The organism is Brevundimonas sp. FV2ps16, from assembly GCF_058681075.1.
The window spans coordinates 2,452,466-2,475,380 of the sequence record NZ_CM178728.1 but is presented as its reverse complement, the minus strand read 5'-3'; the positions used below and the strand labels follow the sequence as shown (position 1 = coordinate 2,475,380).

The 22,915-nt window shown below is 67.4% G+C and carries 22 protein-coding genes; 10 read left to right on the top strand and 12 right to left on the bottom strand.

The features are described from left to right. Positions 1-22: 22 nt before the first annotated feature. Entirely contained in the window at positions 23-868 is an 846-nt protein-coding gene (locus ACW170_RS11985; RefSeq protein ID WP_492086890.1) for an NAD(P)H-hydrate dehydratase, read from the bottom strand. A 114-nt stretch (positions 869-982) separates the two neighbouring features. Between ACW170_RS11985 and ACW170_RS11980 the strand changes: the two genes are divergently transcribed. The 3 genes from ACW170_RS11980 to ACW170_RS11970 all read left to right on the top strand — a co-directional run bounded on the left by ACW170_RS11980 (position 983) and on the right by ACW170_RS11970 (position 3,820). Then, positions 983-1,321 (top strand): P-II family nitrogen regulator, encoded by a 339-nt coding sequence (locus ACW170_RS11980; protein ID WP_008261682.1) that lies wholly within the window; start codon positions 983-985, stop codon positions 1,319-1,321. A gap of 86 nt (positions 1,322-1,407) precedes the next feature. Further along, the gene (glnA, locus tag ACW170_RS11975; protein WP_492025479.1) at positions 1,408-2,814 is read left to right on the top strand and encodes a type I glutamate--ammonia ligase; all 1,407 of its coding nucleotides are present in this window, start codon (positions 1,408-1,410) and stop codon (positions 2,812-2,814) included. 154 nt (positions 2,815-2,968) lie between these two features. Next, positions 2,969-3,820 carry a DUF6065 family protein gene (locus tag ACW170_RS11970; RefSeq protein ID WP_492086889.1) on the top strand — a complete coding sequence of 284 codons (852 nt, stop codon included), beginning with the start codon at positions 2,969-2,971 and terminating at the stop codon, positions 3,818-3,820. A gap of 2 nt (positions 3,821-3,822) precedes the next feature. Here the strand turns inward: ACW170_RS11970 and tatC are convergent, their stop codons facing one another. The 3 genes from tatC to ACW170_RS11955 are packed head-to-tail and all read right to left on the bottom strand — an operon-like array spanning position 3,823 to position 5,530. Continuing rightward, complete coding sequence (tatC, locus tag ACW170_RS11965) at positions 3,823-4,716, bottom strand: twin-arginine translocase subunit TatC (protein ID WP_492086888.1); 894 nt, start codon at positions 4,714-4,716, stop codon at positions 3,823-3,825. Next, positions 4,713-5,288: a Sec-independent protein translocase protein TatB gene (gene tatB, locus ACW170_RS11960; protein ID WP_492086887.1), complete on the bottom strand. Its 576-nt coding sequence runs from the start codon at positions 5,286-5,288 to the stop codon at positions 4,713-4,715. Before tatB ends, tatC begins: the two co-directional genes overlap by 4 nt. Before the next feature lie 23 nt (positions 5,289-5,311). Continuing rightward, positions 5,312-5,530 (bottom strand): twin-arginine translocase TatA/TatE family subunit, encoded by a 219-nt coding sequence (locus tag ACW170_RS11955; protein WP_492086886.1) that lies wholly within the window; start codon positions 5,528-5,530, stop codon positions 5,312-5,314. A gap of 110 nt (positions 5,531-5,640) precedes the next feature. Here ACW170_RS11955 and rnhA point away from each other — a divergent pair, with 110 nt between their 5' ends. Next, complete coding sequence (gene rnhA, locus ACW170_RS11950) at positions 5,641-6,093, top strand: ribonuclease HI (RefSeq protein WP_492086885.1); 453 nt, start codon at positions 5,641-5,643, stop codon at positions 6,091-6,093. On the opposite strand, the gene ACW170_RS11945 is transcribed toward rnhA, so the two are convergent. From ACW170_RS11945 to kdsA, 6 genes are all read right to left on the bottom strand, one after another. Continuing rightward, entirely contained in the window at positions 6,090-6,545 is a 456-nt protein-coding gene (locus tag ACW170_RS11945; RefSeq protein ID WP_492086884.1) for an NfeD family protein, read from the bottom strand. The genes rnhA and ACW170_RS11945 overlap by 4 nt on opposite strands. A gap of 15 nt (positions 6,546-6,560) precedes the next feature. After that, the gene (locus tag ACW170_RS11940) at positions 6,561-7,541 is read right to left on the bottom strand and encodes an SPFH domain-containing protein (protein WP_492086883.1); all 981 of its coding nucleotides are present in this window, start codon (positions 7,539-7,541) and stop codon (positions 6,561-6,563) included. A 77-nt stretch (positions 7,542-7,618) separates the two neighbouring features. After that, a complete protein-coding gene (locus ACW170_RS11935) occupies positions 7,619-8,716 on the bottom strand; it encodes a DUF3089 domain-containing protein (RefSeq protein ID WP_492086882.1) in 1,098 nt (365 codons plus the stop codon). Further along, a complete protein-coding gene (gene rfaD, locus ACW170_RS11930; protein ID WP_492086881.1) occupies positions 8,713-9,702 on the bottom strand; it encodes an ADP-glyceromanno-heptose 6-epimerase in 990 nt (329 codons plus the stop codon). The genes ACW170_RS11935 and rfaD overlap by 4 nt, the downstream gene beginning before the upstream one ends. An 8-nt stretch (positions 9,703-9,710) precedes the next feature. Continuing rightward, positions 9,711-11,165 carry a D-glycero-beta-D-manno-heptose 1-phosphate adenylyltransferase gene (rfaE2, locus tag ACW170_RS11925; protein WP_492086880.1) on the bottom strand — a complete coding sequence of 485 codons (1,455 nt, stop codon included), beginning with the start codon at positions 11,163-11,165 and terminating at the stop codon, positions 9,711-9,713. Between the two features lie 18 nt (positions 11,166-11,183). Next, on the bottom strand, positions 11,184-12,062 hold the full coding sequence (gene kdsA, locus ACW170_RS11920; protein WP_492086879.1) for a 3-deoxy-8-phosphooctulonate synthase: 879 nt from the start codon (positions 12,060-12,062) through the stop codon (positions 11,184-11,186). Between the two features lie 97 nt (positions 12,063-12,159). On the opposite strand from kdsA, the gene ACW170_RS11915 reads away from it, so the two are divergent. Genes ACW170_RS11915 through sseA form a run of 3 tightly spaced genes read left to right on the top strand, consistent with a single transcriptional unit; the run spans position 12,160 to position 15,724 of the window. Continuing rightward, complete coding sequence (locus ACW170_RS11915) at positions 12,160-13,626, top strand: cryptochrome/photolyase family protein (RefSeq protein WP_492086878.1); 1,467 nt, start codon at positions 12,160-12,162, stop codon at positions 13,624-13,626. 22 nt (positions 13,627-13,648) lie between these two features. Further along, positions 13,649-14,869: a class I SAM-dependent methyltransferase gene (locus tag ACW170_RS11910; RefSeq protein WP_492086877.1), complete on the top strand. Its 1,221-nt coding sequence runs from the start codon at positions 13,649-13,651 to the stop codon at positions 14,867-14,869. A gap of 15 nt (positions 14,870-14,884) precedes the next feature. Then, the gene (gene sseA, locus ACW170_RS11905) at positions 14,885-15,724 is read left to right on the top strand and encodes a 3-mercaptopyruvate sulfurtransferase (RefSeq protein ID WP_492086876.1); all 840 of its coding nucleotides are present in this window, start codon (positions 14,885-14,887) and stop codon (positions 15,722-15,724) included. A gap of 6 nt (positions 15,725-15,730) precedes the next feature. On the opposite strand, the gene ACW170_RS11900 is transcribed toward sseA, so the two are convergent. Next, positions 15,731-17,059, bottom strand: a complete 1,329-nt coding sequence (locus ACW170_RS11900) for a dicarboxylate/amino acid:cation symporter (RefSeq protein ID WP_492086875.1) — start codon at positions 17,057-17,059, stop codon at positions 15,731-15,733. 33 nt (positions 17,060-17,092) lie between these two features. Further along, positions 17,093-18,187 carry an amino acid ABC transporter substrate-binding protein gene (locus ACW170_RS11895; protein ID WP_492086874.1) on the bottom strand — a complete coding sequence of 365 codons (1,095 nt, stop codon included), beginning with the start codon at positions 18,185-18,187 and terminating at the stop codon, positions 17,093-17,095. Positions 18,188-18,268: 81 nt separating this feature from the next. On the opposite strand from ACW170_RS11895, the gene metC reads away from it, so the two are divergent. From metC to parE, 3 genes are read left to right on the top strand one after another with little or no spacing between them, the layout of a single operon-like run. Further along, positions 18,269-19,447, top strand: a complete 1,179-nt coding sequence (gene metC / locus ACW170_RS11890) for a cystathionine beta-lyase (RefSeq protein ID WP_492086873.1) — start codon at positions 18,269-18,271, stop codon at positions 19,445-19,447. A 23-nt stretch (positions 19,448-19,470) separates the two neighbouring features. Further along, complete coding sequence (locus tag ACW170_RS11885) at positions 19,471-20,820, top strand: O-antigen ligase family protein (RefSeq protein WP_492086872.1); 1,350 nt, start codon at positions 19,471-19,473, stop codon at positions 20,818-20,820. After that, positions 20,795-22,891, top strand: a complete 2,097-nt coding sequence (gene parE, locus ACW170_RS11880; RefSeq protein WP_492086871.1) for a DNA topoisomerase IV subunit B — start codon at positions 20,795-20,797, stop codon at positions 22,889-22,891. Before ACW170_RS11885 ends, parE begins: the two co-directional genes overlap by 26 nt. Positions 22,892-22,915 lie beyond the last annotated feature (24 nt).

Sequence of the window (22,915 nt, the reverse complement as noted above, 5' to 3'; positions counted from 1 at the left end):
GACGAAGTCGTGGACAAGGCGATCAATCTCGAAGGGCGCCCTCGCCATCCGACCGCAGGCCCTTCAGCGACTGCGGCATGATTTCGCTCAGGTCTTCCGCAATCAAGCCCGGCCCAAATCGGTCCGCCGCATCGGCGTGAATCCAGACAGCGGCGCAGGCGGCGTCGAAACTGTCCATCCTCTGGGCGATCAGTCCGCCGATCATGCCGGACAGGACATCGCCGGTTCCCGCCGTCGCCAGCCAAGGCGAGCCGTTCCGATTGATGCGCAGGCGGCCGTCAGGCGCCGCGATGACAGTTTCCGCGCCTTTCAGCACGACGATGGCCTGGGCGCGCCGGGCCGCCTCCACGGCCGCGCTCGTTCGGCCTTTGCGGAGAAGACCGGGAAACAGACGGTCGAACTCCCCCTCGTGCGGCGTCAGCACGTCGTCCCGGTCCAGGACGGCGAACAGTTCGGCGCTCCGCCCCTTGAACACCGACAGCCCGTCGGCGTCGATCACCAGGGCTGCGCCGCTCAGGGCCAGGGCCTGGACATTGTTGACGGTCGTCTCGTCCAGACCGGCGGCCGGTCCCACCACGACGGCGTCCATCTCCTCGACCTCGCGGGCCAGGCCGTCTGCAGTGGCGAAGGGCGTCAGCATGATGGCTTCAATGGCTGGAGCGATCACGGCGACCGCATCCGGCGGGCAGAAAATCCGCACCACCCCTGCCCCGATCCGCAATCCCGCCCGCGCCGCCAGCCGCGCCGCCCCGGTCTGATGTGTTCGCCCGGAGACCACGCCAAGACGGCCCCGCGCATGCTTGTGCGTTTCCGCGCCCGGCCACGGAAGAAAATTGCGCCATAAGGCGGGGTCGTTGGTTTCTATCATCAGGGCTCCGAATATCCGTGACTTTTCTGCGAAAACCGCTTGCTTTGAACGGCCTTGATGTGTCCCATTCCCGCCCGAGCGCCGTGGCATTCCGCCCGCCGCTCAGGGGTCGCCATGAAGAAGATTGAAGCCATCATCAAGCCTTTCAAGCTGGATGACGTCAAAGAGGCGCTCCAGGACGTCGGCGTGCAAGGCATGACCGTGCTGGAGGCCAAGGGATATGGCCGCCAGAAGGGCCATTCCGAACTGTATCGCGGCGCGGAATACGTCATCGACTTCCTGCCCAAGATCAAGATCGAGGTCGTCGTCGCCGATGATCTCGCGCCCGCCGTGGTCGAGGCCATTCAGACCTCGGCCCGCACCGGCAAGATCGGCGACGGCAAGATTTTCGTGTCCGACGTCGCCGAAGTGATCCGTATTCGCACCGGCGAGACCGGAGCCCAGGCCGTCTGAGTTCGCGTACCCTCCTCCGGCGCTCGGCTCCTATGGGTCGCGTGTTCGGTTCCTCCCCAACGACCAAAAAAATAGGACTTCCGAGAATGAGCGCCAGCAAGATCCTCAAGGAGATCAAGGAGAAGGACGTCAAATACGTCGACGTTCGCTTTACCGACACTCGCGGCAAGCTGCAGCACGTCACCTTCGACATCGACCTGGTCGATGAGGATTTCCTGAACGAAGGCACGATGTTCGACGGTTCGTCGATCGCCGGCTGGAAGGCCATCAACGAGTCCGACATGCTGCTGAAGCCGGACCTGACCACGGCCTACATCGACCCGTTCTATCAGCAGACGACCATGTTCCTGTTCTGCGACGTGCTGAACCCGGACACCGGCGAACCCTACAACCGCGACAGCCGCTCGATGGCCAAAAAGGCCCTGTCCTATGTCCAGTCCTCGGGCATCGGCGACATCGTCTATTTCGGCCCGGAAGCCGAGTTCTTCATCTTCGACGACGTGCGCTGGTCGACCCAGCCGCACAACACCTCCTACTCGTATGATTCGACCGAGCTGCCGGCCAACACCGGCGCCGAATACACCGAAGGCAATATGGGCCACCGCCCTGGGCCCAAGGGCGGCTATTTCCCGGTCAACCCGGTCGATTCCGGCCAGGATCTGCGCGGCGAAATGCTGGGCGTCATGCGCGACCTGGGCCTCCAGCCCGAGAAGCACCACCACGAGGTGGCCCCGGCCCAGCACGAACTGGGTCTGAAGTTCTCGGACCTGCTGACCATGGCCGACCGGCTGCAGCTCTATAAGTACGTGATCCACAACGTCGCCGCCGCCTATGGCAAGTCGGCGACCTTCATGGCCAAGCCGATGTTCGCGGACAACGGCTCGGGCATGCACGTCCACATGTCGATCTGGAAGGACGGCAAGCCCCAGTTCGCCGGCGACAAATACGCCGGCCTGTCGCAGGAATGCCTGTGGTACATCGGCGGCATCATCAAACACGCCAAGGCCATCAACGCCTTCGCCAACTCGACCACCAACAGCTACAAGCGTCTGGTCCCCGGCTATGAAGCCCCGGTGAAACTGGCCTATTCGGCCCGCAACCGTTCGGCCTCGATCCGCATCCCGCACGTCTCGTCGCCGAAGGCCAAGCGTCTGGAAGCCCGCTTCCCCGACCCGATGGGCAACCCCTATCTGACCTTCGTCGCCCTGCTGATGGCCGGCCTGGACGGGATCGAGAACCGGATCGATCCGGGCGCGCCCGCCGACAAGAACCTGTACGATCTGCCGCCGGAAGAGCGCGGCTCGATCCCCGAGGTCTGCGGCTCGCTGCGCGAAGCCCTCGAGAACCTCGACAAGGACCGCGCCTTCCTCAAGAAGGGCGGCGTCATGGATGACGACTTCATCGACAGCTACATCGAGCTGAAGATGGAAGAGGTGATGCGCCTGCAACTGCACCCGCATCCGGTCGAATTCGACATGTACTACAGCTGCTGATCGACCCGGCAGTCTGACTTCAGGAGAGCCCCGGATGGTCTGTCATCCGGGGTTTTTCTTTTCCCCGCGTAACCGTCACGGGTTGGACATGCGGCTGTCCTAAAGCCAAAGCGCCCGCTCCACAGGGCCAGGTTGGCGGCATACGAGACTAGAAATGACCAAGCGTTTGAAGGGGTCTGTTCCAGCGCGTCCCAAGGGCGCCCCGGTTCGCGCGGCTGAAACCGAACTGGTCTGCTATGTGCGCGAGGGCTGGGCCCCACGCGTCGCACCCGCCTCGCCCAAGCGCGACTGGATGACAGACACCCCCGACAGTTTCGCCTATCGCTGCCTGCCCCTCGCCATCGCCAACGCCCATGGCTGGGAGATGCTCAGCCCCTGCGGCTTCAAGGCCCGCTGGCACGGCGGCGTCGACGCCAGTTCGGTCGAGATCGTGCTGGACCCCGGCTCGGACCCCAAGCGGGGTCCGGTCTCCCTGTTCGGCAGCGGAACCCTGACCTTCCACGTCGACGGCATCATGCGCACTTCGGAAGGCTGGAACCTGTGGGTCGGCGGCCCGCCTAACGCCATGAAGGACGGGATCGCCCCTATGGGCGGCGTGATCGAAACGGACTGGTCGCCCTATACCTTCACCATGAACTGGCGTTTCACCCGCCCCGACGTCTGGATCCGGTTCGAGGAAAACGAGCCCTTCTGCTTCTTCTTCCCCACCCCGCGCGGGGTGCTGGACCGGCTGAAGCCCGAGCTGCGGCCGATGGAGGACCAGCCCGAGATGTTGCAGACCTTCGACGCCTGGCGGGCGTCACGGCTGGCCTTCCAGGACTGGGTCAAACGGACCAAGCCCACGGCGCCGGCCGATCAGTGGCAGAAGCTCTATTATCGCGGCCTGCACCCCGAGGGCCATGCCGGCCCCGACGACCATCAGTCCAAGCTCAGATTGTCGCCCTTCCGCCAGACCGGGTCGCGGCGCGTCTGCCCGGTGGATCACACGGACAAGAAGCGCGGCTGAACTCAGGACGAGGCCAGGCCCTCCGCCTCGTCCGTCTTCTTGCGGCGCAGTTCGATCAGCCGCACGCACCAGATCGAGACCTCGTAGAGGATGACCAGGGGCACGGCGAGCATCAGCTGGCTGATCGGATCGGGCGGCGTGACCACAGCGGCGACCACCACCACGGCGACGATGGCGTAGCGACGCCCCGAGGCCATCATCTTGGAATTGATCAACCCGGCCAGCCCCAGCAGGGTCGTCACGACCGGCAGCTGGAAACACAGGCCAAAGGCCAGCAGAAGCGACGTCACCAGGGTCAGATAGTCCGAAATCTTCGTCGTCTGGGCCACGGAAATCCCGTCGCTGACGACCTGCTGTCCCAGCGAGAACAGCATGACGAAGGGCAACATGACATAATAGACCAGCGCCCCGCCCAGGCAGAACATGACCGGCGCCGCGATCAGGAAGGGCAGGAAGGCCCCGCGCTCGTTCCGGTACAGACCGGGGGCGACAAACCGGTAGAGCTGCCAGGCGATGACCGGGAAGGTCAGGACCGCCGCGCCGAAGGCCGCGATCTTCATCTTGGTGAACAGCTGTTCCAGCGGCGCAGTGGCGATCAACTGGACCACGGCCGCCGAACCGGGCGGATAGGGTTTCAGCCCCATCATGGTCGCGATCAGCTCCAGCGGATTGGCGTGTCCGCCCGAGGCCAGGGCCGCCGCGTGGATGGCCGCCGCCGCCTGATAGGGTTTGATCAGGGCGATCTGGATCTGGTTGGCGAAGGCGAAGCACAGGATGAAGCCCAGGGCGAAGGCGATCACGCAGACCAGCAACCGTCCGCGCAGCTCGATCAGGTGGTCCATCAAGGGCGCACGCGACGCCTCGATCTCGGCCTCGTCACGATCGGAGAAAGTCAAAGCTCGGCGGCCTTCTTGCGCGGGGTCCGGGGCTTGGCGGGGGTCTTGGCCTCAGCGGACGCCGAAGCGGCCGCAGGCTTGGCCTTGGCCGGTACGCGTGTCTTCGCTCCAGTCTTGCCAGCAGATTTGCCAGCCGTCTTGGTCGCGGCGCGCTTCGGTTTGGGTTCGGCCGCCGCCTGCGGCTCGACCATGGGCGGCGTGTCCGGCCATTCATCGGCCGCCGGCGTCACAACCGGCTCCTCAGGCGCCGGCAAGGCCGCCGACGTCGCCGGCGCGGCCAGGCCCGCATTGATTTCCTTGAAGGCGGCGTCCGCCTCGGCGCCCAGGGGATACATGGCCCCCTGCCCGGTCCGCAGCGCCTCGACCTCCTTGCGCAGGTCGTCCAGCTCGGACTGACGCGCCATCTCGTCGAAGCTCGAGCGGAACTCGTTGGCCATGGCCCGCGCCTTGGCGACCATCTGACCCACGCGACGCATCAGCATAGGCAGGTCCTTTGGCCCCACCACAAGCAGGGCCACCAGGCCGATCACCACTAATTCGAAACCCCCGATACCGGGGCCGAGCCCGCCCATGCGTCAGCCCTTACAGACGACGACTAGCGCTTCAGCTCTTCCTTTTCCGCATCGGTGCGCGGCAGCGAGCTGACGCCGTCGTGCGGGCCGTCCTTCTTGTCGTCGTCCTTCAGGCCGTCCTTGAAGGCGCGGATGCCCTTGGCGGCGTCGCCCATGATGCCGGACAGCTTGCCGCGACCGCCGAACAGCAGGGCGATCACGACGATGACGATGGCCCAATGCCAGATGCTCATGGCGCCCATTGGATAATCTCCTCGAAGGGACCGATGATCGATCCCATCCACTATTCTTCGACCCGCATATAGGCGCAGTGATGGCCCCGCGCCAAGGGAGGCTGTAGGTCTGCGCGACCATGAGTCTCTCCGATCACGTCATCATCCACACCGACGGCGCCTGCAAGGGCAATCCCGGCCCCGGCGGCTGGGGCGCCCTGCTCCAGGCCGGCGGCGGCCACGAAAAGGAATTGTGGGGCGGCGAGGCCAATACGACCAACAACCGCATGGAGCTGATGGCCGCCATTATGGCGCTGGAGGCCCTGAAACGCCCGTGCAAGGTCGAGCTTCATACCGACAGCAAATACGTCATGCAGGGCATCACCGAATGGATGCGCGGCTGGAAGGCCCGCGGATGGCTGACCGCCGACAAGAAGCCGGTCAAGAACGCCGACCTGTGGCAGCGCCTGGACGCCGCCCGGCTGAAGCACGACGTCAAATGGCGCTGGGTCAAGGGTCACGCCGGCCATGAATTGAACGAGCGCGCCGACCAGCTGGCGAATCGCGGCGTCGCGGATCTGAGGCGCGGCTAGTTTGAACTGACCGTCAACAGCGAGCCGCTGATCCCGCGCACCACCACATCCTGGCCCACGTCCGGCGCCTCGCCCTCGATCACGGCGGGCCATTCGGCGCCGGAGATGAAGACCCGGCCTCGTCCGCCGACAAAGGCCTCGACCACGCGGGCGCGTTGGTCGATCAGTCGACTGTCACGGTCGTTGATGTCTACGCCATCCGGATTGGCCTTCTGGATCAGGCGTCGCGACAAGAGGGTGGCGATGACCGTCAGGACGGCGAAGACCGCCACCTCGCCCGGCAGGCCGAGCCGCACCCCGACCGCCGTCATCACGGCCACCAGACCGGCCGCGACCGCCGGCCATAACAGCCATTCGGTCGAGAACATGGCCTCCACGGCCAGCAGCAAGACCCCGACAGCCAGCCAGATCCAGAACGGCTGGGCGGCGTACAGATCGGCGACGAGGCTCATGATTTGCGCTCCAGATCAGGCGGTCGGCGGAACGGACGGGCGGCGCGGCGCGGCCGCAGGCTTGGCCGGCGTCGGGTCCTGCTGCTGCCCCTTGGCCAGGTTCACCATCTCGCCGATGCCGGCGATGGTGCCGACCAGGGCGCCCATTTCGGCGGGCACGATGACGGTCCGCTGCTGCGGGCTGCGGGCCAGTTCGGCGAAGGCCTCGACGTATTTCTGCGCCACGAAATAGTTGATGGCGTTGACGTCGCCCCGCGCGATGGCTTCCGACACCATTGCGGTGGCGCGGGCCTCGGCCTCGGCTTCCCGCTCGCGCGCCTCGGCGTCGCGGAAGGCGGCCTCCTTGCGGCCTTCGGACTCCAGAATGGCCGCCTGTTTGGCGCCCTCGGCCCGGGTGATGGCGGCCTGTTTCTCGCCGTCCGCCTCGGTGACCACGGCCCGGCGTTCGCGCTCCGCCTTCATCTGACGGGCCATGGCGTTGGTCACGTCCGTCGGCGGCGTCAGATCCTTGATCTCGATCCGGTTGACCTTGACGCCCCACGGCTCGGTCGCCGCGTCGATGACGTGCAGCAACCGGGTGTTGATGCTGTCGCGCTGGCTCAGCACCTCGTCCAGCTCCATCGACCCGACCACGGTGCGCAGATTGGTCATGCACAGTTGGGAAATGGCGTAGGGGAGATCGTCGACGCGATAGGCGGCGCGGGCGGCGTCCATCACCTGGATGAAGACGATCCCGTCCACCCGGACCATGGCGTTGTCCTTGGTGATCACTTCCTGGGTCGGCACATCAAGAACCTGCTCCATCATGTTCATCCGCTTGCCGACCCGTTCCACGAACGGGGTCAGGAAGCCGATGCCGGGGCTCAGGGTCTTGGTATATTTGCCGAAGCGTTCGACTGTGAATTCACGGCCTTGCGGCACGATCTTGATCACGCTGAACAAGAGCGCAATCGCCAGGAACAGCAGCACGCCGGCGAAGATGGTCAGAACGTCCATTCGTATCCTCCGTATGCGAGGAGATTACGCGCGGGGCGCGAGCCGCGCCACCGAAACCGGACGGCGTTCGTCCGATTTCAGCCGGCCACCTTGGCGTAGATCGCCAGGCGCTCCGCAACATCGGCTTCCAGATCACCGTAGAACAGGTTGTAAGGCCTGGCCTTTCGTCTATCCGCCCAATTGCCCGTCTCGCGGAAGGATTCCAAATCTGGCCAGGTGTGGCGCAACAGGCCGTCGCGGCACTGTGTCTCGACTTCGCGCGCCATCAAGGCCGGCCGGGCGCCCCATTCCAGCCCGGTGGCGTTGGTTGCACCCCGGTGCAGCCGGGCCAGAACCTTCTCCTCACCAACGCCGCCGGTGACGGGATTGACACAGACTGCGGCCCTGTCCGCCAGATTGACCAGATGCCCGCGCTCATCCCAGACCGTCGCCCGGCGCAGCCGGCGCCGCGCCGCGCCCTCGTCCCTGTCCCCGACCTGAGACCAGGCGACGACACAATGGATCTGGCTTCGGTCGGCGCACGGTGGAATCGAGGCCGGCAGGTTCTCGACGGCGATGATCGTATCCATCAGATAGGCCGCCACCAGGCGATCCCGAACCGCCGCATCCGGCGCGATCCGCGCGCGGATCAGCCGGTCCAGCAGATCGGCGCCCTGTTCCACTCCCGCCAGGACGATAGGGCCGGAGGGGTGGCGCGCCAGCCAGGCGTCAAAGGCCGCAACCACGTCGCCATAGGCGAAGGCCCGCGCCTCCCGCGCGTCATCACGCAGGGTCAGGCGCGTATAGAGGCTGGCCTGCCGATAGAGCGGCGCACTGACCGCGCCCGCGCGTGCGAACGGCCCGGCGTAGTTGGGGAGCACGACCCGGAACAGATAGGCGTCGGCCTTGGCGTCGCCGATGGCGCCGATCCAGTCACGCCCACCATTGAAGGTCGTCGAATGGACGAAGAAGACGTTCGCCGCTCCCATCCCCGGCGCGCGTGCGTCAAGCAGGGCCCAGGCGCGCGGATCGGCGTAATCGGGCGCCGGCGGTGGCTCATAGGTCTGGAACGGCACCTGAGGATCCAGACCGGCGCGCAGGATGTCGCCGCGCCACACCGCGACCGCCGCGGTCAGCAGGAACACCAGGCAGAACCCGATGTAGCCGATCCATTGCCGGGTCGTCAGACGTCTCATCTGTATGGATCGGGCTGGGCCAGGAAGTCCTGGACGTAGCGACGCACGCCCTCTTCCAACGGGGTGGACTGGCCCTCGAACCCGGCGGCGCGGATCCGGTCCATACGGGCCTGCGTGAAATACTGGTACCGGTCGCGGATCGCCTCGGGCATGTCGACATACTGGATCGACGGGTCTTTCCCGGCGGCGGCGAAGGTGGCCTTGGCCAGATCGTCGAACGACCGCGCCTGGCCGGACCCCGCGTTGAACACACCCGAGACTTCCGGCGACTGCAGCAGGAATTCGATGATGTCGACCACGTCGTCCACATAGACGAAGTCGCGCAACTGGCCCCCGTCCGGATAGTTCGGATTGTGCGACCGGAACAGGCTGACGGTCTCGCCGGCGGCCACCTTGGGCCAGATCTGCGCCACAACCGACTTCATACCTCCCTTGTGCCCCTCGTTGGGGCCATAGACGTTGAAGAATTTCAGCCCCGCCCACTGGGGCGGCGCCTGGCCGCGTTCCGACTGACGCACCGCATACTGGTCGAACAGCATTTTCGAATAGCCATAGGCGTTTAGCGGCCTCAGCTTCGACAGCGAGTCCGCATCGTCATCGTCATTGAACCCCGTCTCGCCGTCGCCGTAGGTCGCCGCCGACGAGGCGTAGATCATCCGCACATTGCGGATCGCGCACCAGTCCCACAGGTCGCGCGACAGGGTGAAGTTGGTCCTCAGGATCAGATCCGCATCCGGCTCGGTCGTGGACGAGATGGCGCCCATATGCACCACGGCCTCGATCCGCTCCGCATGACGCTCCAGCTGCTCGAACAGTTCCTCCGGCGCCCAGAAGTCGGCGATCGGATGTTTGGCCAGGTTCTTCCACTTGGCCAGATCGGCCGTCTCCAGCCGATCGCAGACCACCACGTCATAGGCCGTCTCGGCCGTCAGCCGCGCCACGATATTGGAGCCGATGAAGCCGGCCCCGCCCGTCACAACAATCATTCTGGGCGTCATTGCGCGCTTCCCGTCATCTTCTCGATCGTCCGGGTCGTCGAATACCCATCCTTGAATTCCGCCAGACGGACCACCCCGCCCCAGCTCTCGACCAGGTCGCCGCCCACCACGCCCTCGCGCGTATAGTCCGCCCCCTTGATCAGCACGTCCGGCCGCAGCCGCTCGATCAAGGCGATGGGCGTCGGATCGTCAAACGACGTCACACGGTCCACGCTGGTCAGGCCGCCGATCACCACGGCGCGGCTGTCCAGATCATTGACCGGCCGCCCCTCGCCCTTCAGCCGCTTGACCGAGGCGTCGGTGTTCAGCGCCACCACCAGCCGGTCGCACCAGCCGCGCGCCTGGGCCAGATAGGCGACATGGCCCCGGTGCAGAATGTCGAAACAGCCGTTGGTGAAACCGACCTTCAGCCCCTGCCGCCGCCAGGCCTCGACCTCGGCCGCCAGTTCGTCCAGCGGCGTCACCTTGGCCTGAGCGGCGACGGCGTGCTGGCTCAGCTCCGCCTCGATCAGTTCGGACGGCGTGACCACGGCCGTCCCGGCCTTTCCGACCACCACGCCCGAAGCCAGGATGGCGAACTGCACCGCCGTCTCCAGCGAGGCCCCGGCGCCCAGGGCCAGACCCAGCGACGCCAGCACCGTGTCCCCGGCGCCGGACACGTCGAACACCTCGCGCGCCCGACCGGGGAAATGCCGCACCGGCCCGTCGCGCCGCGCCAGGCTCATACCCTTGCCCGCTCGAGTGACGATGATGGCCTTCGCCGTCGTCCCCGCCAGCAGGGCCGCCAGCGCCGCCTCGACCTCAGCGTCCGTCTCGACCGGCAGGCCCGTGGCCCCGGCCAGTTCCGACGCGTTAGGCTTGATGACGTCCACCGCCCCATAACGGGCGAAATCCCGCCCCTTGGGATCGACGATGACCGGCGCCCCCGTCTCGCGAGCCGCCTTAAGGGCCGAGGCGATCAAGGCTTCGCCGACCACCCCCTTGGCGTAGTCCGACAGCAGAATGGCGGAGACGCCTGAAAACGCGTCCGTTTCGGTCAGGGGCGCAGCCGCCGCCTCCTCGTCCAGCCGCAACAGCTGCTGGCCCGCCGCCACGAACCGCGTCTTTACGATGGTCGCCGCGCCGAGCGGCCTGTCGATGAAATCGACGATCCGCTCCTCGGCGGCGATCAGGTCGCGCAGCTCCGCTCCGGCCGCATCCTCGCCCGTCACAGCGCCCAGATGCGCCACCCCGCCCAGGGCCGCGACATTGCGCGCCACATTGCCGACGCCGCCGGGCATGGCCGTGGTCCGGCGGGTGCGCAGCACAGGGATCGGCGCCTCGGGCGAGATGCGGCTGACCTCGCCATAGACGTAGCGGTCCAGCATCAGGTCGCCGACGCAGGCCGTCTTCAGGTCGCGCACGCGCTCCAGCAGCTGTTGCAGGGCGCCCAGATCGAGGGTGTCAGACATGCGCCCGACCTAGAGGATTCAGGCGGCCTGCGCCACCGGCGCCTTGGCCCCGATCTTGATGGCCAGGTCGTCGAAAGCGATCAACTGTGCGGCCAGCGCCTCGAACTGATCCAGCGGCACCATATTGGGGCCGTCCGACGGCGCGTTGTCGGGATCCGGGTGGGTCTCCATGAAGACCGCGTCCACGCCGACCGAGACGGCGGCGCGGGCCAGAACCGGCACGAACTCGCGCTGGCCGCCCGAAGACGTGCCCTGCCCGCCGGGCTGCTGCACGCTGTGGGTCGCGTCGAACACGACCGGGCAGCCGATCTCGCGCAGCACCGGCAGGGCGCGCATGTCGCTGACCAGGGTGTTGTAGCCGAAGCTGGCGCCCCGCTCGCAGGCCATGACGTTCGGATTGCCGGCGCCGACCACCTTGGCGATGACGTTCTTCATGTCCCAGGGGGCCAGGAACTGGCCCTTCTTGATATTGATCGCCTTGCCGGTCGCCGCAGCGGCCAGCAACAGGTCGGTCTGGCGGCTCAGGAAGGCCGGGATCTGCAGCACGTCAACCACCTCGCCCACCGGGCCGCACTGGGCCTCGGAGTGGACGTCGGTCAGGGTCGGCAGGCCGACGGTTTCGCGGATCTCGGCGAAGATCGGCATGGCGTCCGTCAGGCCGATGCCGCGCGCGGCGCTGGCGCTGGTGCGGTTCGCCTTGTCGAAGCTGGTCTTGTAGATGATGCCGACGTTCAGCCGCTCGCCGATTTCCTTCAGCGCATGGGCCGTTTCCAGCGCGTGCTGGCGGCTCTCCATCTGGCAAGGTCCGGCGATGAAGGCGATTCGTGCGCCGCCGCCGATGACGACAGGCGTCCGAAGACCTTCGGACAACGTAATGACGGCGTTGGGTCGGCTCACGAGGCGGCTCTTTCGAAGTTCGGGCGTTATGGGAGCGGCGTTTGCCGCAGCTATGAGGCCATCAGGTGGCGCTCGTTCTGGATGAGCGCAAGTTATCATGGAGTTCGCCTGCGTGGCCACCAAGCCTGTCGTCCTTTGGTTTCGCCGCGATCTGCGCCTGAACGACAATCCCGCCCTGTATCACGCCGTCGCCACCGGCCGTCCGATCCTGCCGGTCTTCATCCTGGACCGCGACCCGGATCGTCCGGCGGGCGCGGCCTCGCTGTGGTGGCTCGACAAGTCCCTGCGCGCCCTGAATGCCTCACTTGGAGAACGCGGGTCGCGGCTGATCCTGCGTCGCGGCGATTCGCTGACCCAGCTTCAGAGTCTGATCGAGGAATCCGGCGCCGACGCCCTGTTTATGAACCGGCTGTTCGAACCCGCCGCCTTCGCCCGCGACGCCGACATCGCCCATGAGCTGAAATCGGCCGGCGTCGACTGCCGGGGCTTCAACGGGTCGCTGCTGGCGCGGCCCGGCGCCGTGCTGAACGGATCGGACGCGCCCTACAAGGTCTTCACCCCCTTCATGAAGGCCCTGCTGGCCGCCGCCGAGCCGCCGCCGCCCACGCCCGCCCCCCGCCGCATCGACACGCCCGAAGCCGTCCAGACCGAGTCGGTTGACGACTGGGGTCTCCACCCGACCCGCCCCGACTGGTCCCAGGGTTTCGACTGGACGCCGGGCGAGGCCGGCGCCGACGCCGCCCTGTCCGACTTCCTCACACAGGGCCTCAAGACCTACGCCAAGGGCCGCGACCATCCTGCCCTTCCCACGACCAGCCGCCTGTCCCCCCATCTGCACTGGGGCGAGATCAGTCCATGGCGCGCGGCCCAGCAGGCCCAGGACGCGGCGGAAGCCGGCGCAGTCCCGGCGGGTGAAGCGGCCAAGTTCCTCTCCGAACTGGGCTGGCGCGACTTCTCGGCCCATCTGCTCTACCATTTCCCCACCATCACCGACCGGGCCTTCCGCCCGGAATATGAGGCCATGCCCTGGCGCGACGATCCCGACGGCCTGGAGGCCTGGAAGCGCGGCCGCACCGGCTATCCGCTGATCGACGCCGGCATGCGTCAACTGTGGACGACCGGCTGGATGCACAACCGCGTGAGGATGGTCGTGGCCTCCTTCCTGGTCAAACACCTGCTGATCGACTGGCGCGAGGGCGAGGCCTGGTTCTGGGACACTCTGGTCGACGCCGACCTGGCCAGCAACGTGCAGAACTGGCAGTGGGTCGCCGGTTCCGGCGCCGACGCCGCTCCCTATTTCCGCATCTTCAACCCCATCACCCAGGGCGAGAAGTTCGACGCGACGGGCGGCTATGTCCGCCGCTGGGTTCCCGAACTGCGCCGTCTGCCCGACCGCTGGCTCCAGTCGCCCTGGACCGCGCCGCCCGAGGTGCTGCGCGACGTCGGCGTGCGACTTGGCAAAGACTATCCCCACCCCATCTTGGATCATGCCCAGGCCCGCGCCCGCGCCCTCGACGCCCTGAAGGCCGTCAGCGGCCGAGACGCCCAGGCCGGTCATGACTGACGACGCACAAAGAGGTTCCCGCATGAGTGTCGCCACCGTCGATATCGAGGCCGCCGCCGCCCGCACCCCGCGCATGTTCGCCATGCTGCTGCGGCTGCTGGCGTCGAACTGGACCTTCGGCCGGCTGACGGTCCACCTGCCCAATGGCGAGACCCATGTGCTGGACGGCGCCCGCCCCGGCCCCAGCGGCGTGCTGGACGTCAAAGACTACGGCTTCGCCCGCCGCGTCCTGGCCGCCGGCGACATCGGCTTCGCGGAAGCCTATATGGCCGGCGAATGGGACAGCCCCCATCTGGCCGCCCTGCTGGAGACCCTGGTCGAGAACTACGACCACATCCGCCGCCTGTTCGACGGCAACTGGCTGATGATGGCGGTCAACTGGCTGGCCCATCGGCGCAATCGCAACAGCAAGACCGGATCGAAGAAGAACATCCACGCCCACTACGACCTGGGCAACGCCTTCTACCAGACCTGGCTCGACCCCTCGATGACCTATTCGTCGGCCCGGTTCGAGCGGGCGGACGCGCCGTTGGAGACCGCGCAAAAGGCCAAATACGCCGCCCTGGCCCGGATGATGGACCTGAAGCCCGGCATGTCGGTGCTGGAGATCGGCTGCGGCTGGGGCGGTTTCGCCGAGTTCGCCGCCCGCGAGATCGGCGCCCAGGTCACCGGCGTGACGATTTCGAAGGAACAGCACGACTTCGCCCGCCAGCGTCTGTTCAACGCCGGTCTGTCGGACCGCGCGACGATCGACCTGATGGACTATCGCGACGTCCAGGGCCGGTTCGACCGCGTCGCCTCCATCGAAATGTTCGAGGCCGTCGGCATGGAATACTGGCCGACCTATTTCGAAAAGATCCACGACGTCCTGAACCCCGGCGGCCGGGCGGGTCTCCAGATCATCACCATCCAGGAGCCCCTGTTCGAGGAATACAACGCCCGCACCGACTTCATTCAGAAATACGTCTTCCCCGGCGGCATGCTGCCGTCCGAGGAGAGGTTGAAGCCGGTCGTCGCCGCCGCCGGTCTGGGCTGGGGCTCGATCGAACGGTTCGGCCTGGACTATGCCGAGACGCTGAAGCTCTGGGACGACCGGTTCCAGGCCGCCTGGGGCGACATCCGCCGCATCGCCGGCTTCGACGAGCGGTTCCGCCGGCTGTGGCGCTTCTATCTGGCCTATTGCGAGGCCGGCTTCCGCTCGCGCCGGACCGACGTGGTGCAACTGGTGCTGGACCGCGCCTGACATTAGGCTGGGAGCATGCCCCAGTCCTCCCCCCTGATCTCCACCGACGCCCTCGCCGCCCTGATGGAGGATCCGACGCTGCGGATCGTCGATGGGTCGTGGCATCTGGACGGCCGGGACGCCCAGGCGGACTTCGATCAGGCCCGGCTGCCTGGCGCCGTCTTCTTCGACCTTGAAGCGGTCTCGGACCACGGCTCGGACCTTCCGCACATGTTGCCGACCGCGGCCGCCTTCGCCGAGGCGGTCGGCGCGCTCGGCATCGCCGCGACCGACACCATCGTCATCTATGACACGGTCGGCCTGCGCTCCGCCCCGCGCGTCTGGTGGACCTTCCGGTTGATGGGGGCGACGAACGTACGGGTGCTGGACGGGGGCCTGCCGCTCTGGCGGGCCGAAGGGCGGCCTCTGGTCTCGGGTCCGGCGCAGACCCCGCCCCCGGCGTTATTCGCCGCATCGCGACGCAGCGACGCGGTCGCCGACCTGCCCACCGTACTGGCGGCCCTGACCGGCGAGGCTCAGATTCTGGATGCGCGGCCGGCGGCCCGATTCGCGGGTCAGGCGGCGGAGCCCCGGGCCGGCCTGCGCTCCGGCCATATGCCGGGGGCGCTGAACCTGCCCTTCCCCAGCGTGATTGGCGACGACGGCCGGCTTCTGGAGCCTGAGGCGCTACGCGCCCTGTTCAGCGACGCCGGGGTGGTCTTCGACCGACCGATCATCACGAGCTGCGGCTCCGGCGTCACCGCCGCCATCCTCACCCTGGCCCTCGCCACGCTCGACGTGCCGTCGAGTCTCTACGACGGCTCATGGGCCGAATGGGGGGGCCGAGCCGACACCCCCGTCGTCAGCGAAGCCTGACCTAGATCAGGCCAGGATCGGCGGCGGCGTCGTGTCTTCCACGACGGATTCAACCGCATCGTCCTTCTCGCCGCGCGAGACCACCGTGGCCAGAACTAGGTCGCCGGTGACGTTCAGCGTCGTCCGGCACATGTCCAGGAAGCGGTCGACGCCCAGGATCAGGCCGATCCCTTCCGGCGGCACCTTCACCATGACCAGGATCATGGCCACCACCGGCAGCGACCCCGCCGGCACCCCGGCCGTGCCGATCCCGCCCAGGATACAGACCAGCATGACGATGACCTGCTGCGTCAGGCTCAGCTCGATATTGAAGAACTGGGCCAGGAACAGAACCGTCACCCCCTCGAACAGGGCCGTGCCGTTCTGGTTGGCGGTGGCGCCGACCGTCAGCACGAAACGGGCGATCTTCCTGGGCAGCTTCAGTTCATGCTCGGCCGCCTTCAACGCCACCGGCAGCGAGGCGTTGGACGATGCGGTGGAGAAGGCCACCACCATGGGCTCGCGCACGGCCCTGAAGAAGGTGAACGGCGAACGCCCGCCCAGCAGCCAGATGACCAGCGGATAGACCACGAACATATGGATCGCCATGGCCCCGACGGCCACGCCGACGAAGGCCGCCAGACGCACCAGCAGATCCCAGCCGAACAGGGCGGCCAGGTTGAACATAAGGCAGGCGATGGCGATGGGCGCCAGTTTGATGAAGAGGTTGATCAGCTTCATCGTCACTTCCAGCAGCCCCTCGATCACCTCTTGCAGGCGATCGGTGGCGGGACTCTTGGCCATGACCAGGCCGATGCCGAAGAACAGGGCGAACACCATCAGCGGCAGGATCTGGTTCTCCGCCGCCGCCGTCACGGCGTTGGAGGGCACCAGCCCCAGGAAGAAGTCTCCCAGCTGGATGCTCTCGGGCGCGTTCTGGACGATGCCGGCCGCGCCGTCGCGTCCCTGTTCCAGCAACTGCTGCGCCATGGCCGGATCGACGCCCCGGCCGGGCTGCAACAGATTGACCATGACCAGGCCGATCACCACCGCGATGCCGGACACCAGTATGGTCAGCAGCAGGGTCTTGATCCCCGCCCGGCCCAGCGAATTCAGGTCGCCCATCTCCGCGACGCCGATCACCAGGGCCGAGAACAGCAGAGGGATGACCATCATGAACAGCAGGCGCAGGAAGATCTGCCCTGCCGGCCCCGTGACATTGTCGGTGACCCAGATCACCCAGGCCGTATCGGCCCCCAGGGTCAGATTGACCCACAGCCCTCCGCCCAGGCCGACGGCGAAGCCCATCAGCATCAGCCAGTGAAGGGCGATGCCCCCGCGTTTGGTCTCGGTCATCTATCCCCCAGGAAAAGACACAAGCTGCGCCGCTTATCGGATCGGCAGACCATAGATCAAGCCGCCAGGCCGTGCGTTCCACTGTGCGTTCAAACCCCGCGCTAGGTCGAGCGGCGATTGCGAGCCCAGGTTCCGGTCGAAAATCTGGCCATAGTTGCCCACCGCCAGGACGGCGTTCTTGGCCCAGTCGTCCGACAAGCCCAGCATGGCGCCATACTCCCCCTCGCCCCCCAGCAAACGCTTGATGCGCGGGTCGTTTGAGCTTTCAGACAGGCTCTCCGCGTTCTCGCGGGTGACGCCCAGTTCTTCGGCCAGAATGACAGCGTTCAGGGTCCATCGCACCAGGGCGATCCAGCGCTCGTCCCCCTCCTTGACCACCGGCCCCAGCGGCTCTTTCGAGACCACGTCTGACAATATCGTGTGCGCCTGCGAATCGGCCAGAACGGTCCGGGCGGCCGCCAGGGCCGAGATGTCGGCGCTGAAGGCGTCGCAGTCCTCGCGGCCATAGGCGTCGCGCGCCGCCTCCTCGGTCGGCAGGACGACGGGGCGATAGGCGATGCCGCGCGAGCGGAAGAAGTCGTCGGCGTTGGCCTGAGCGTTCGATCCCGCCTGGACGCAGATCCGGGCGCCGTTCAGCTCCGTGGCGCTGGCCAGGCTCAGCGACCGGCGAACCAGAAAACCCTGGCCGTCGTAATAGTTGATCCCGGCAAAGACGAACCCCTCGCCCGCATCCCGGCTCATCGTCCAGGACGAGTTGCGCCACAGCACGTCCACCCGTCCCTCGTTCAGGGCCGCAAACCGGTCCGACGCCGACAGGGGCACGAACCGCACCGCATCCGGATCGTCGAATATGGCCGCCGCCATGGCGCGGCAGAAGTCGACGTCAAACCCCCGCCACTGGCCGCGATTGTCCGTATAGGCGAAGCCGACCAGCCCCTGATGCACCCCGCAGTTCAGCCGTCCGCGTCGCTTCACGGCGGCCAGGGTCGGACTATCGGGCCGTTCCGTCGCCGTGGTCGCAGTCGAGATAGGCGTCTCGGCCTCCGGGGCCGTATCCGCATCCCGGCGTCCGCACGCCGCCGTCAGCAGCATCGCCGCCGCCAAGGCTCCGATCGTCAAGATCCGCATCGCGTTTCACATCCCTCGCCGCTTGCGCCCCGCAGACTTTAGAGGCCTTTAGGCCCTGATCCGCAACCCATCGGAGAGGCCATGTCGCCGCATTCGGACCGTACCCGCCTGATCTCGTCCGCCACCCGCCGGGGTCAGGGGCGCCGCCCGGTCAATCCGCCCATCGAGCGCGCCTCGACCATGCTCAGCGACCGGGCCGAGACCATGCGGGACGAGGCCGAAGGCCCGACCTACGGCCTAGACGGCGGCTCCGCCGCGCGTCAGCTGCGCGCCGCCCTGGCCGATCTGGAGGGCGCGGCCGACGCCTTCATCGTCCCGTCCGGCCTCGCCGCCGTCACCGTGCCCCTCTTGGCCCTCACCCGGCCCGGCGACGAGGTGATCGCCACCGACGCCGTCTATGGCCCGTCCCGCCGCTTCCTGGCCCGCTATCAGGCCGCGCGCGGCGTCACGACCCGGTTCCTGCCCGCCGACACGGATGCGGCGGGCCTGATCGCCGCCCTCGGCGACCGCACCCGCATGGTCCTGATGGAATCGCCCGCCTCCCTGACCTTCGAAATGATCGACGTCGCCGCCGTGGCCTCCGCCTGTCGCGAGCGCGGCGTGCTGACGATGCTCGACAACACCTGGGGCGCGGGCCTGGCCTTCAAGCCCCTGGCCCAAGGCGTCGACGTCAGCGTCCAGGCCCTGACCAAATATGTCTCCGGCCATTCCGACGTCCTGATGGGCGGGATCGCCGCCAGCGCCCCCGCCTGCCTGCGCGCCGTCGCCGACACGATCGAGGATCTGGGCTGGCACGTCTCGCCCGACGACGCCTGGCTGGCCCTGCGGGGCCTGCGCACCCTGCCGCTGCGCTACGGCGAACAGGGGCGTTCAGGCCTGATCGTCGCCGAATGGCTGCAAGCCCGGCCCGAGGTGGCCCGCGTCCTCTATCCGCCCCTGCCCGGCTCTGTCGGCCATGACCTGTGGAAGCGGGACTTCACCGGCGCCGCCTCCCTGATGGGCGTCGTGCTGAAAGGCGGAGACGCCGCCGCCGGCTGCGCCTTCCTCGACGCCCTTAGCCTGTTCGGGATCGGCTATTCCTGGGGCGGGTTCGAAAGCCTGATCACCCATGAGACCCACCAGATGGCCTATCGCGACCAGCCCCCCGCGCTGGAGGGCGAGCTGATCCGCCTCCACATCGGCCTGGAAGACCCCGCCGACCTGATCGCCGACCTCGAACACGGCTTCGCCGCCTTCCGCGCGGCGCTCACCCTTCCTTAAGCGGCCGGGGCGACAGTCGCCCCGTGTACGCCTCGCCCGTCCAGATCGATGATTCGGACGCCCCGCCCGCCTGGGAACAGGGGGCGGTGGGTTTCGTCGTCTTCATGTTGACCGGGGCGCTGATCGCCCCCGTCATCGCCCCGGACCAGGGCGAGAACCCGGTCCTCCGCCTGATCTGGCTGCCGGTCTACGCCGTCACCTTGGGCCTGATCCTGTTCCGCTTCGAGAAGGTGGTCCGCGCCTGGCCCGCCTGGCTGATGGTCGGCGGACTGGTCGGCCTCGCCTATGTCTCGCAATACTGGTCCATCGATCCCGGCGTCACCGACCGGCGCGTCCTCGCCCTGGCGATCAACAGCGCCTTCGCCGTCTATCTGGGCGCCGTCTTCCGCGGCGCAGCCCTGCCGCGCGTCCTGATGCACACCGGCCTGGTCATGGCGGTCGGCAGTCTGATCATGGTCTTCGCCTTCCCCCGCATCGGGGTTCATCAGTTCGACAACGCCGGCCTGTGGCGCGGCCTCTGGTACGAGAAGAACCAGATGGGCCTGGTCATGGTGGTCGGCGCCGTCTCCGCCGCCGCCTGCCTGGCCGCCGATCATCTGGCCCAGAATGGGCGCAAGCCCTGGGTCGCCGTCGTGACCTTCGCCCTGACCACCCTCCTGGTCGTGGCCACCCAGTCCAAGACCTCCCTGCTGTGCTGGATGCTGGGCGTCGGCATGGTCGGCGGCTGGTGGACGCTGAAACAGGGCGGCGCAGCCGTCACTGTCGCGGCCGTCTGGCTGGGCGTGGTCACCGCCGCCGTCGGCGCCTGGGTCTGGAACACCGATTCCGCCGCCATCCTCGAGGCCCTGGGCAAGGACCCCTCCCTGACCGGCCGGACCCTGATCTGGGACGCCCTGATGCGCAAGGTCGCCGACCGTCCCTGGACCGGCTACGGCTTCAGCGCCTTCTGGGGCGTTGATTCCATTCCTGCCCGGGAGATCCGGCTGGAGACCCAGTGGCCCGTCCCCTCGGCCCACAACGGCTGGATCGATCTGCTGGTCCAGCTGGGCTGGCCCGGCGCGGTCGCCGTCGGAACCCTCATGGCCGTCTCGGCCATCCTGATCCTGGTCCGCCTCAACGGCATGGGCGCCCGCGAGGGGTTCTGGAGCCTCGGCTATATGGCGGGTTTCTTTGTGCTCAGCCTGTCCGAGAGCGTCCTTCTGACCCACGCCAACCTGCCCTGGGTGCTGATGCTGGCGATTCTGGCCCGCGCCGTGACCTTCGATCCGGTTCCGGTGCGACCGCCGCTTGCTCGACCGGCGACACGGGCCTACCAGAACCGGCTCCGAATCGCCTCAGACTATGTGAATGGCCGCAGACCTCTTCGCTTTTGACGACACGCCCGACGCTCCCAAGCCCGAGGCCCCCAAACCTGTCGCGGTGACCCCGCCCCAGGCCGCGCCCGCCCCTGCGCCAAAACCGGTCCCGACGCCCGTCGCCGCAGCCGCAACGCCAGCCCCGACCGCCGGCGCCCAGAACGCCTATTCCGCCTCATCCATCGAGGTGCTGGAAGGGCTGGAGCCCGTCCGCAAGCGGCCCGGCATGTATATCGGCGGCACCGACGAACGCGCCCTGCACCACCTGTTCGCCGAAGTCCTCGACAATGCGATGGACGAGGCCGTGGCCCGCCACGCCAAACTGATCACCGTCGATCTGGACGCCGACGGCTATCTGTCGGTCCGCGACGACGGCCGGGGCATCCCGGTCGATCCCCACCCCAAACACCCCGGCAAGTCGGCGCTGGAGGTGGTGATGACCGTCCTCCACTCGGGCGGCAAATTCTCGGGCAAGGCCTATGAGACCTCGGGCGGCCTGCACGGAGTCGGCGTCTCGGTGGTCAACGCCCTGTCCGAGCACCTGGACGTCGTCGTCTGGCGCGACGGCTTCGAGTGGAAACAGTCCTTCTCGCGCGGCAATGTCCTGGGCCCGATCCAGCAGGTTCAGCCGTCCAAGAAGCGCGGCACCCTGATCCGCTTCAAGCCCGACGATGAGATCTTCGGCATGGGCGCGGCCTTCAAGCCCGCCCGCCTGTTCCGCATGGCCCGCTCCAAGGCCTATCTGTTCCGCGGCGTCGAGATCAAATGGACCTGCGCGCCCGAGCGGATCACCGACGCCACCCCGACCCAGGCCCTGCTGCACTTCCCCGGCGGCCTGGCCGACGCCCTGACCGATCGGATCGGCGAACTGGAGACCGTCACCTCCGCCTTCGCCGGCCGCGCCGAGCGTCAGGGCGAGGCGGGCGCCTTCGAATGGGCCGTCACCTGGTCGCCCATCGGCTTCGGCGAGGCCGACGGCTTCATCCAGTCCTACTGCAACACCGTCTCCACCCCCGACGGCGGCACCCACGAGGCCGGCTTCCGGGCCGCCCTGGTCAAGGGTCTGAAATCCTACGGCGAACTGACCAACGAGAAGCGCGCCGCAATCATCACGGCCGAGGACGTCGTCGCCAACGCCGGCGCCCTGATCAGCGTCTTCATCCGCAATCCCGAATTCCAGGGCCAGACCAAGGACCGGCTGTCCTCGCCCGAGGGCGCCCGGCTGGTGGAGCAGCTGCTCCGCGACCCGCTGGACCACTGGCTGACCGAAAGCCCCAAACAGGCCAACGCCCTGCTCGGCTTCGTCGTCGATCGCGCCGAGGACCGTCTGCGCCGCCGCAAGGACAAGGAAGTCCAGCGCGCCGCCGCCACCCGCAAGCTGCGCCTGCCGGGCAAGCTGTCGGACTGCAGCCGCCAATCGGCCCAGGGCACCGAACTCTTCATCGTCGAAGGCGATTCGGCCGGCGGCTCGGCCAAACAGGCGCGCGACCGCACCACCCAGGCCATCCTGCCCCTGCGCGGCAAGATCCTGAACGTCGCCTCCGCCACGGCGGACAAGCTGCGCCAGAATATCGAACTGTCCGACCTGGCCCTGGCCCTGGGCGTCCAGCCCGGCAACCGGTTCAACATCGACGACCTGCGCTATGAGCGGATCGTCATCATGACCGACGCCGACGTGGACGGCGCCCATATTGCCGCCCTGCTGATCACCTTCTTCTATCGCGTCATGCCCGAGACCATCCGCCAGGGCCGGGTCTTCATGGCCCTGCCGCCCCTGTACCGGATCTCGGCCGGCCCTTTGAGCGAATACGCCCGCGACGACGCCCACCGCGACGAACTGCTGGCCAGCGTCTTCAAGGGCAAGAAAACCGAGATCGGCCGTTTCAAGGGTCTCGGCGAAATGATGGCCTCCCAGCTGAAGGAGACCACCATGGACCCGAAGAAGCGCACCCTGGCCCGGATCACCGTCCCCGACGCCGAGGCCGGCGTCGAGGATCTGGTCGAACGCCTGATGGGCAAGCGCGCCGACGCCCGCTTCCAGTTCATCCAGGAAAACGCTCAGTTCGTGAAAGAAGACCTGGACGTCTGATCACGGTCGCGATCCTTCGGTGTT

Excerpts from the sequence above, each read along its gene's own strand:
- ACW170_RS11985 (WP_492086890.1), bottom strand. The coding sequence starts at position 868 with ATGATAGAAACCAACGACCCCGCCTTATGGCGCAATTTTCTTCCGTGG.
- tatB (WP_492086887.1), bottom strand. The coding sequence starts at position 5,288 with ATGGGCGGGCTCGGCCCCGGTATCGGGGGTTTCGAATTAGTGGTGATC.
- rfaD (WP_492086881.1), bottom strand. The coding sequence starts at position 9,702 with ATGATTGTTGTGACGGGCGGGGCCGGCTTCATCGGCTCCAATATCGTG.
- ACW170_RS11980 (WP_008261682.1), top strand. The coding sequence starts at position 983 with ATGAAGAAGATTGAAGCCATCATCAAGCCTTTCAAGCTGGATGACGTC.
- rnhA (WP_492086885.1), top strand. The coding sequence starts at position 5,641 with ATGAGTCTCTCCGATCACGTCATCATCCACACCGACGGCGCCTGCAAG.
- ACW170_RS11970 (WP_492086889.1), top strand. The coding sequence starts at position 2,969 with ATGACCAAGCGTTTGAAGGGGTCTGTTCCAGCGCGTCCCAAGGGCGCC.
- ACW170_RS11895 (WP_492086874.1), bottom strand. The coding sequence starts at position 18,187 with ATGCGGATCTTGACGATCGGAGCCTTGGCGGCGGCGATGCTGCTGACG.
- ACW170_RS11900 (WP_492086875.1), bottom strand. The coding sequence starts at position 17,059 with ATGACCGAGACCAAACGCGGGGGCATCGCCCTTCACTGGCTGATGCTG.
- rfaE2 (WP_492086880.1), bottom strand. The coding sequence starts at position 11,165 with ATGTCTGACACCCTCGATCTGGGCGCCCTGCAACAGCTGCTGGAGCGC.
- glnA (WP_492025479.1), top strand. The coding sequence starts at position 1,408 with ATGAGCGCCAGCAAGATCCTCAAGGAGATCAAGGAGAAGGACGTCAAA.
- ACW170_RS11915 (WP_492086878.1), top strand. The coding sequence starts at position 12,160 with ATGGAGTTCGCCTGCGTGGCCACCAAGCCTGTCGTCCTTTGGTTTCGC.
- sseA (WP_492086876.1), top strand. The coding sequence starts at position 14,885 with ATGCCCCAGTCCTCCCCCCTGATCTCCACCGACGCCCTCGCCGCCCTG.
- ACW170_RS11945 (WP_492086884.1), bottom strand. The coding sequence starts at position 6,545 with ATGAGCCTCGTCGCCGATCTGTACGCCGCCCAGCCGTTCTGGATCTGG.
- ACW170_RS11955 (WP_492086886.1), bottom strand. The coding sequence starts at position 5,530 with ATGGGCGCCATGAGCATCTGGCATTGGGCCATCGTCATCGTCGTGATC.
- ACW170_RS11935 (WP_492086882.1), bottom strand. The coding sequence starts at position 8,716 with ATGAGACGTCTGACGACCCGGCAATGGATCGGCTACATCGGGTTCTGC.
- parE (WP_492086871.1), top strand. The coding sequence starts at position 20,795 with ATGGCCGCAGACCTCTTCGCTTTTGACGACACGCCCGACGCTCCCAAG.
- metC (WP_492086873.1), top strand. The coding sequence starts at position 18,269 with ATGTCGCCGCATTCGGACCGTACCCGCCTGATCTCGTCCGCCACCCGC.
- ACW170_RS11940 (WP_492086883.1), bottom strand. The coding sequence starts at position 7,541 with ATGGACGTTCTGACCATCTTCGCCGGCGTGCTGCTGTTCCTGGCGATT.
- ACW170_RS11910 (WP_492086877.1), top strand. The coding sequence starts at position 13,649 with ATGAGTGTCGCCACCGTCGATATCGAGGCCGCCGCCGCCCGCACCCCG.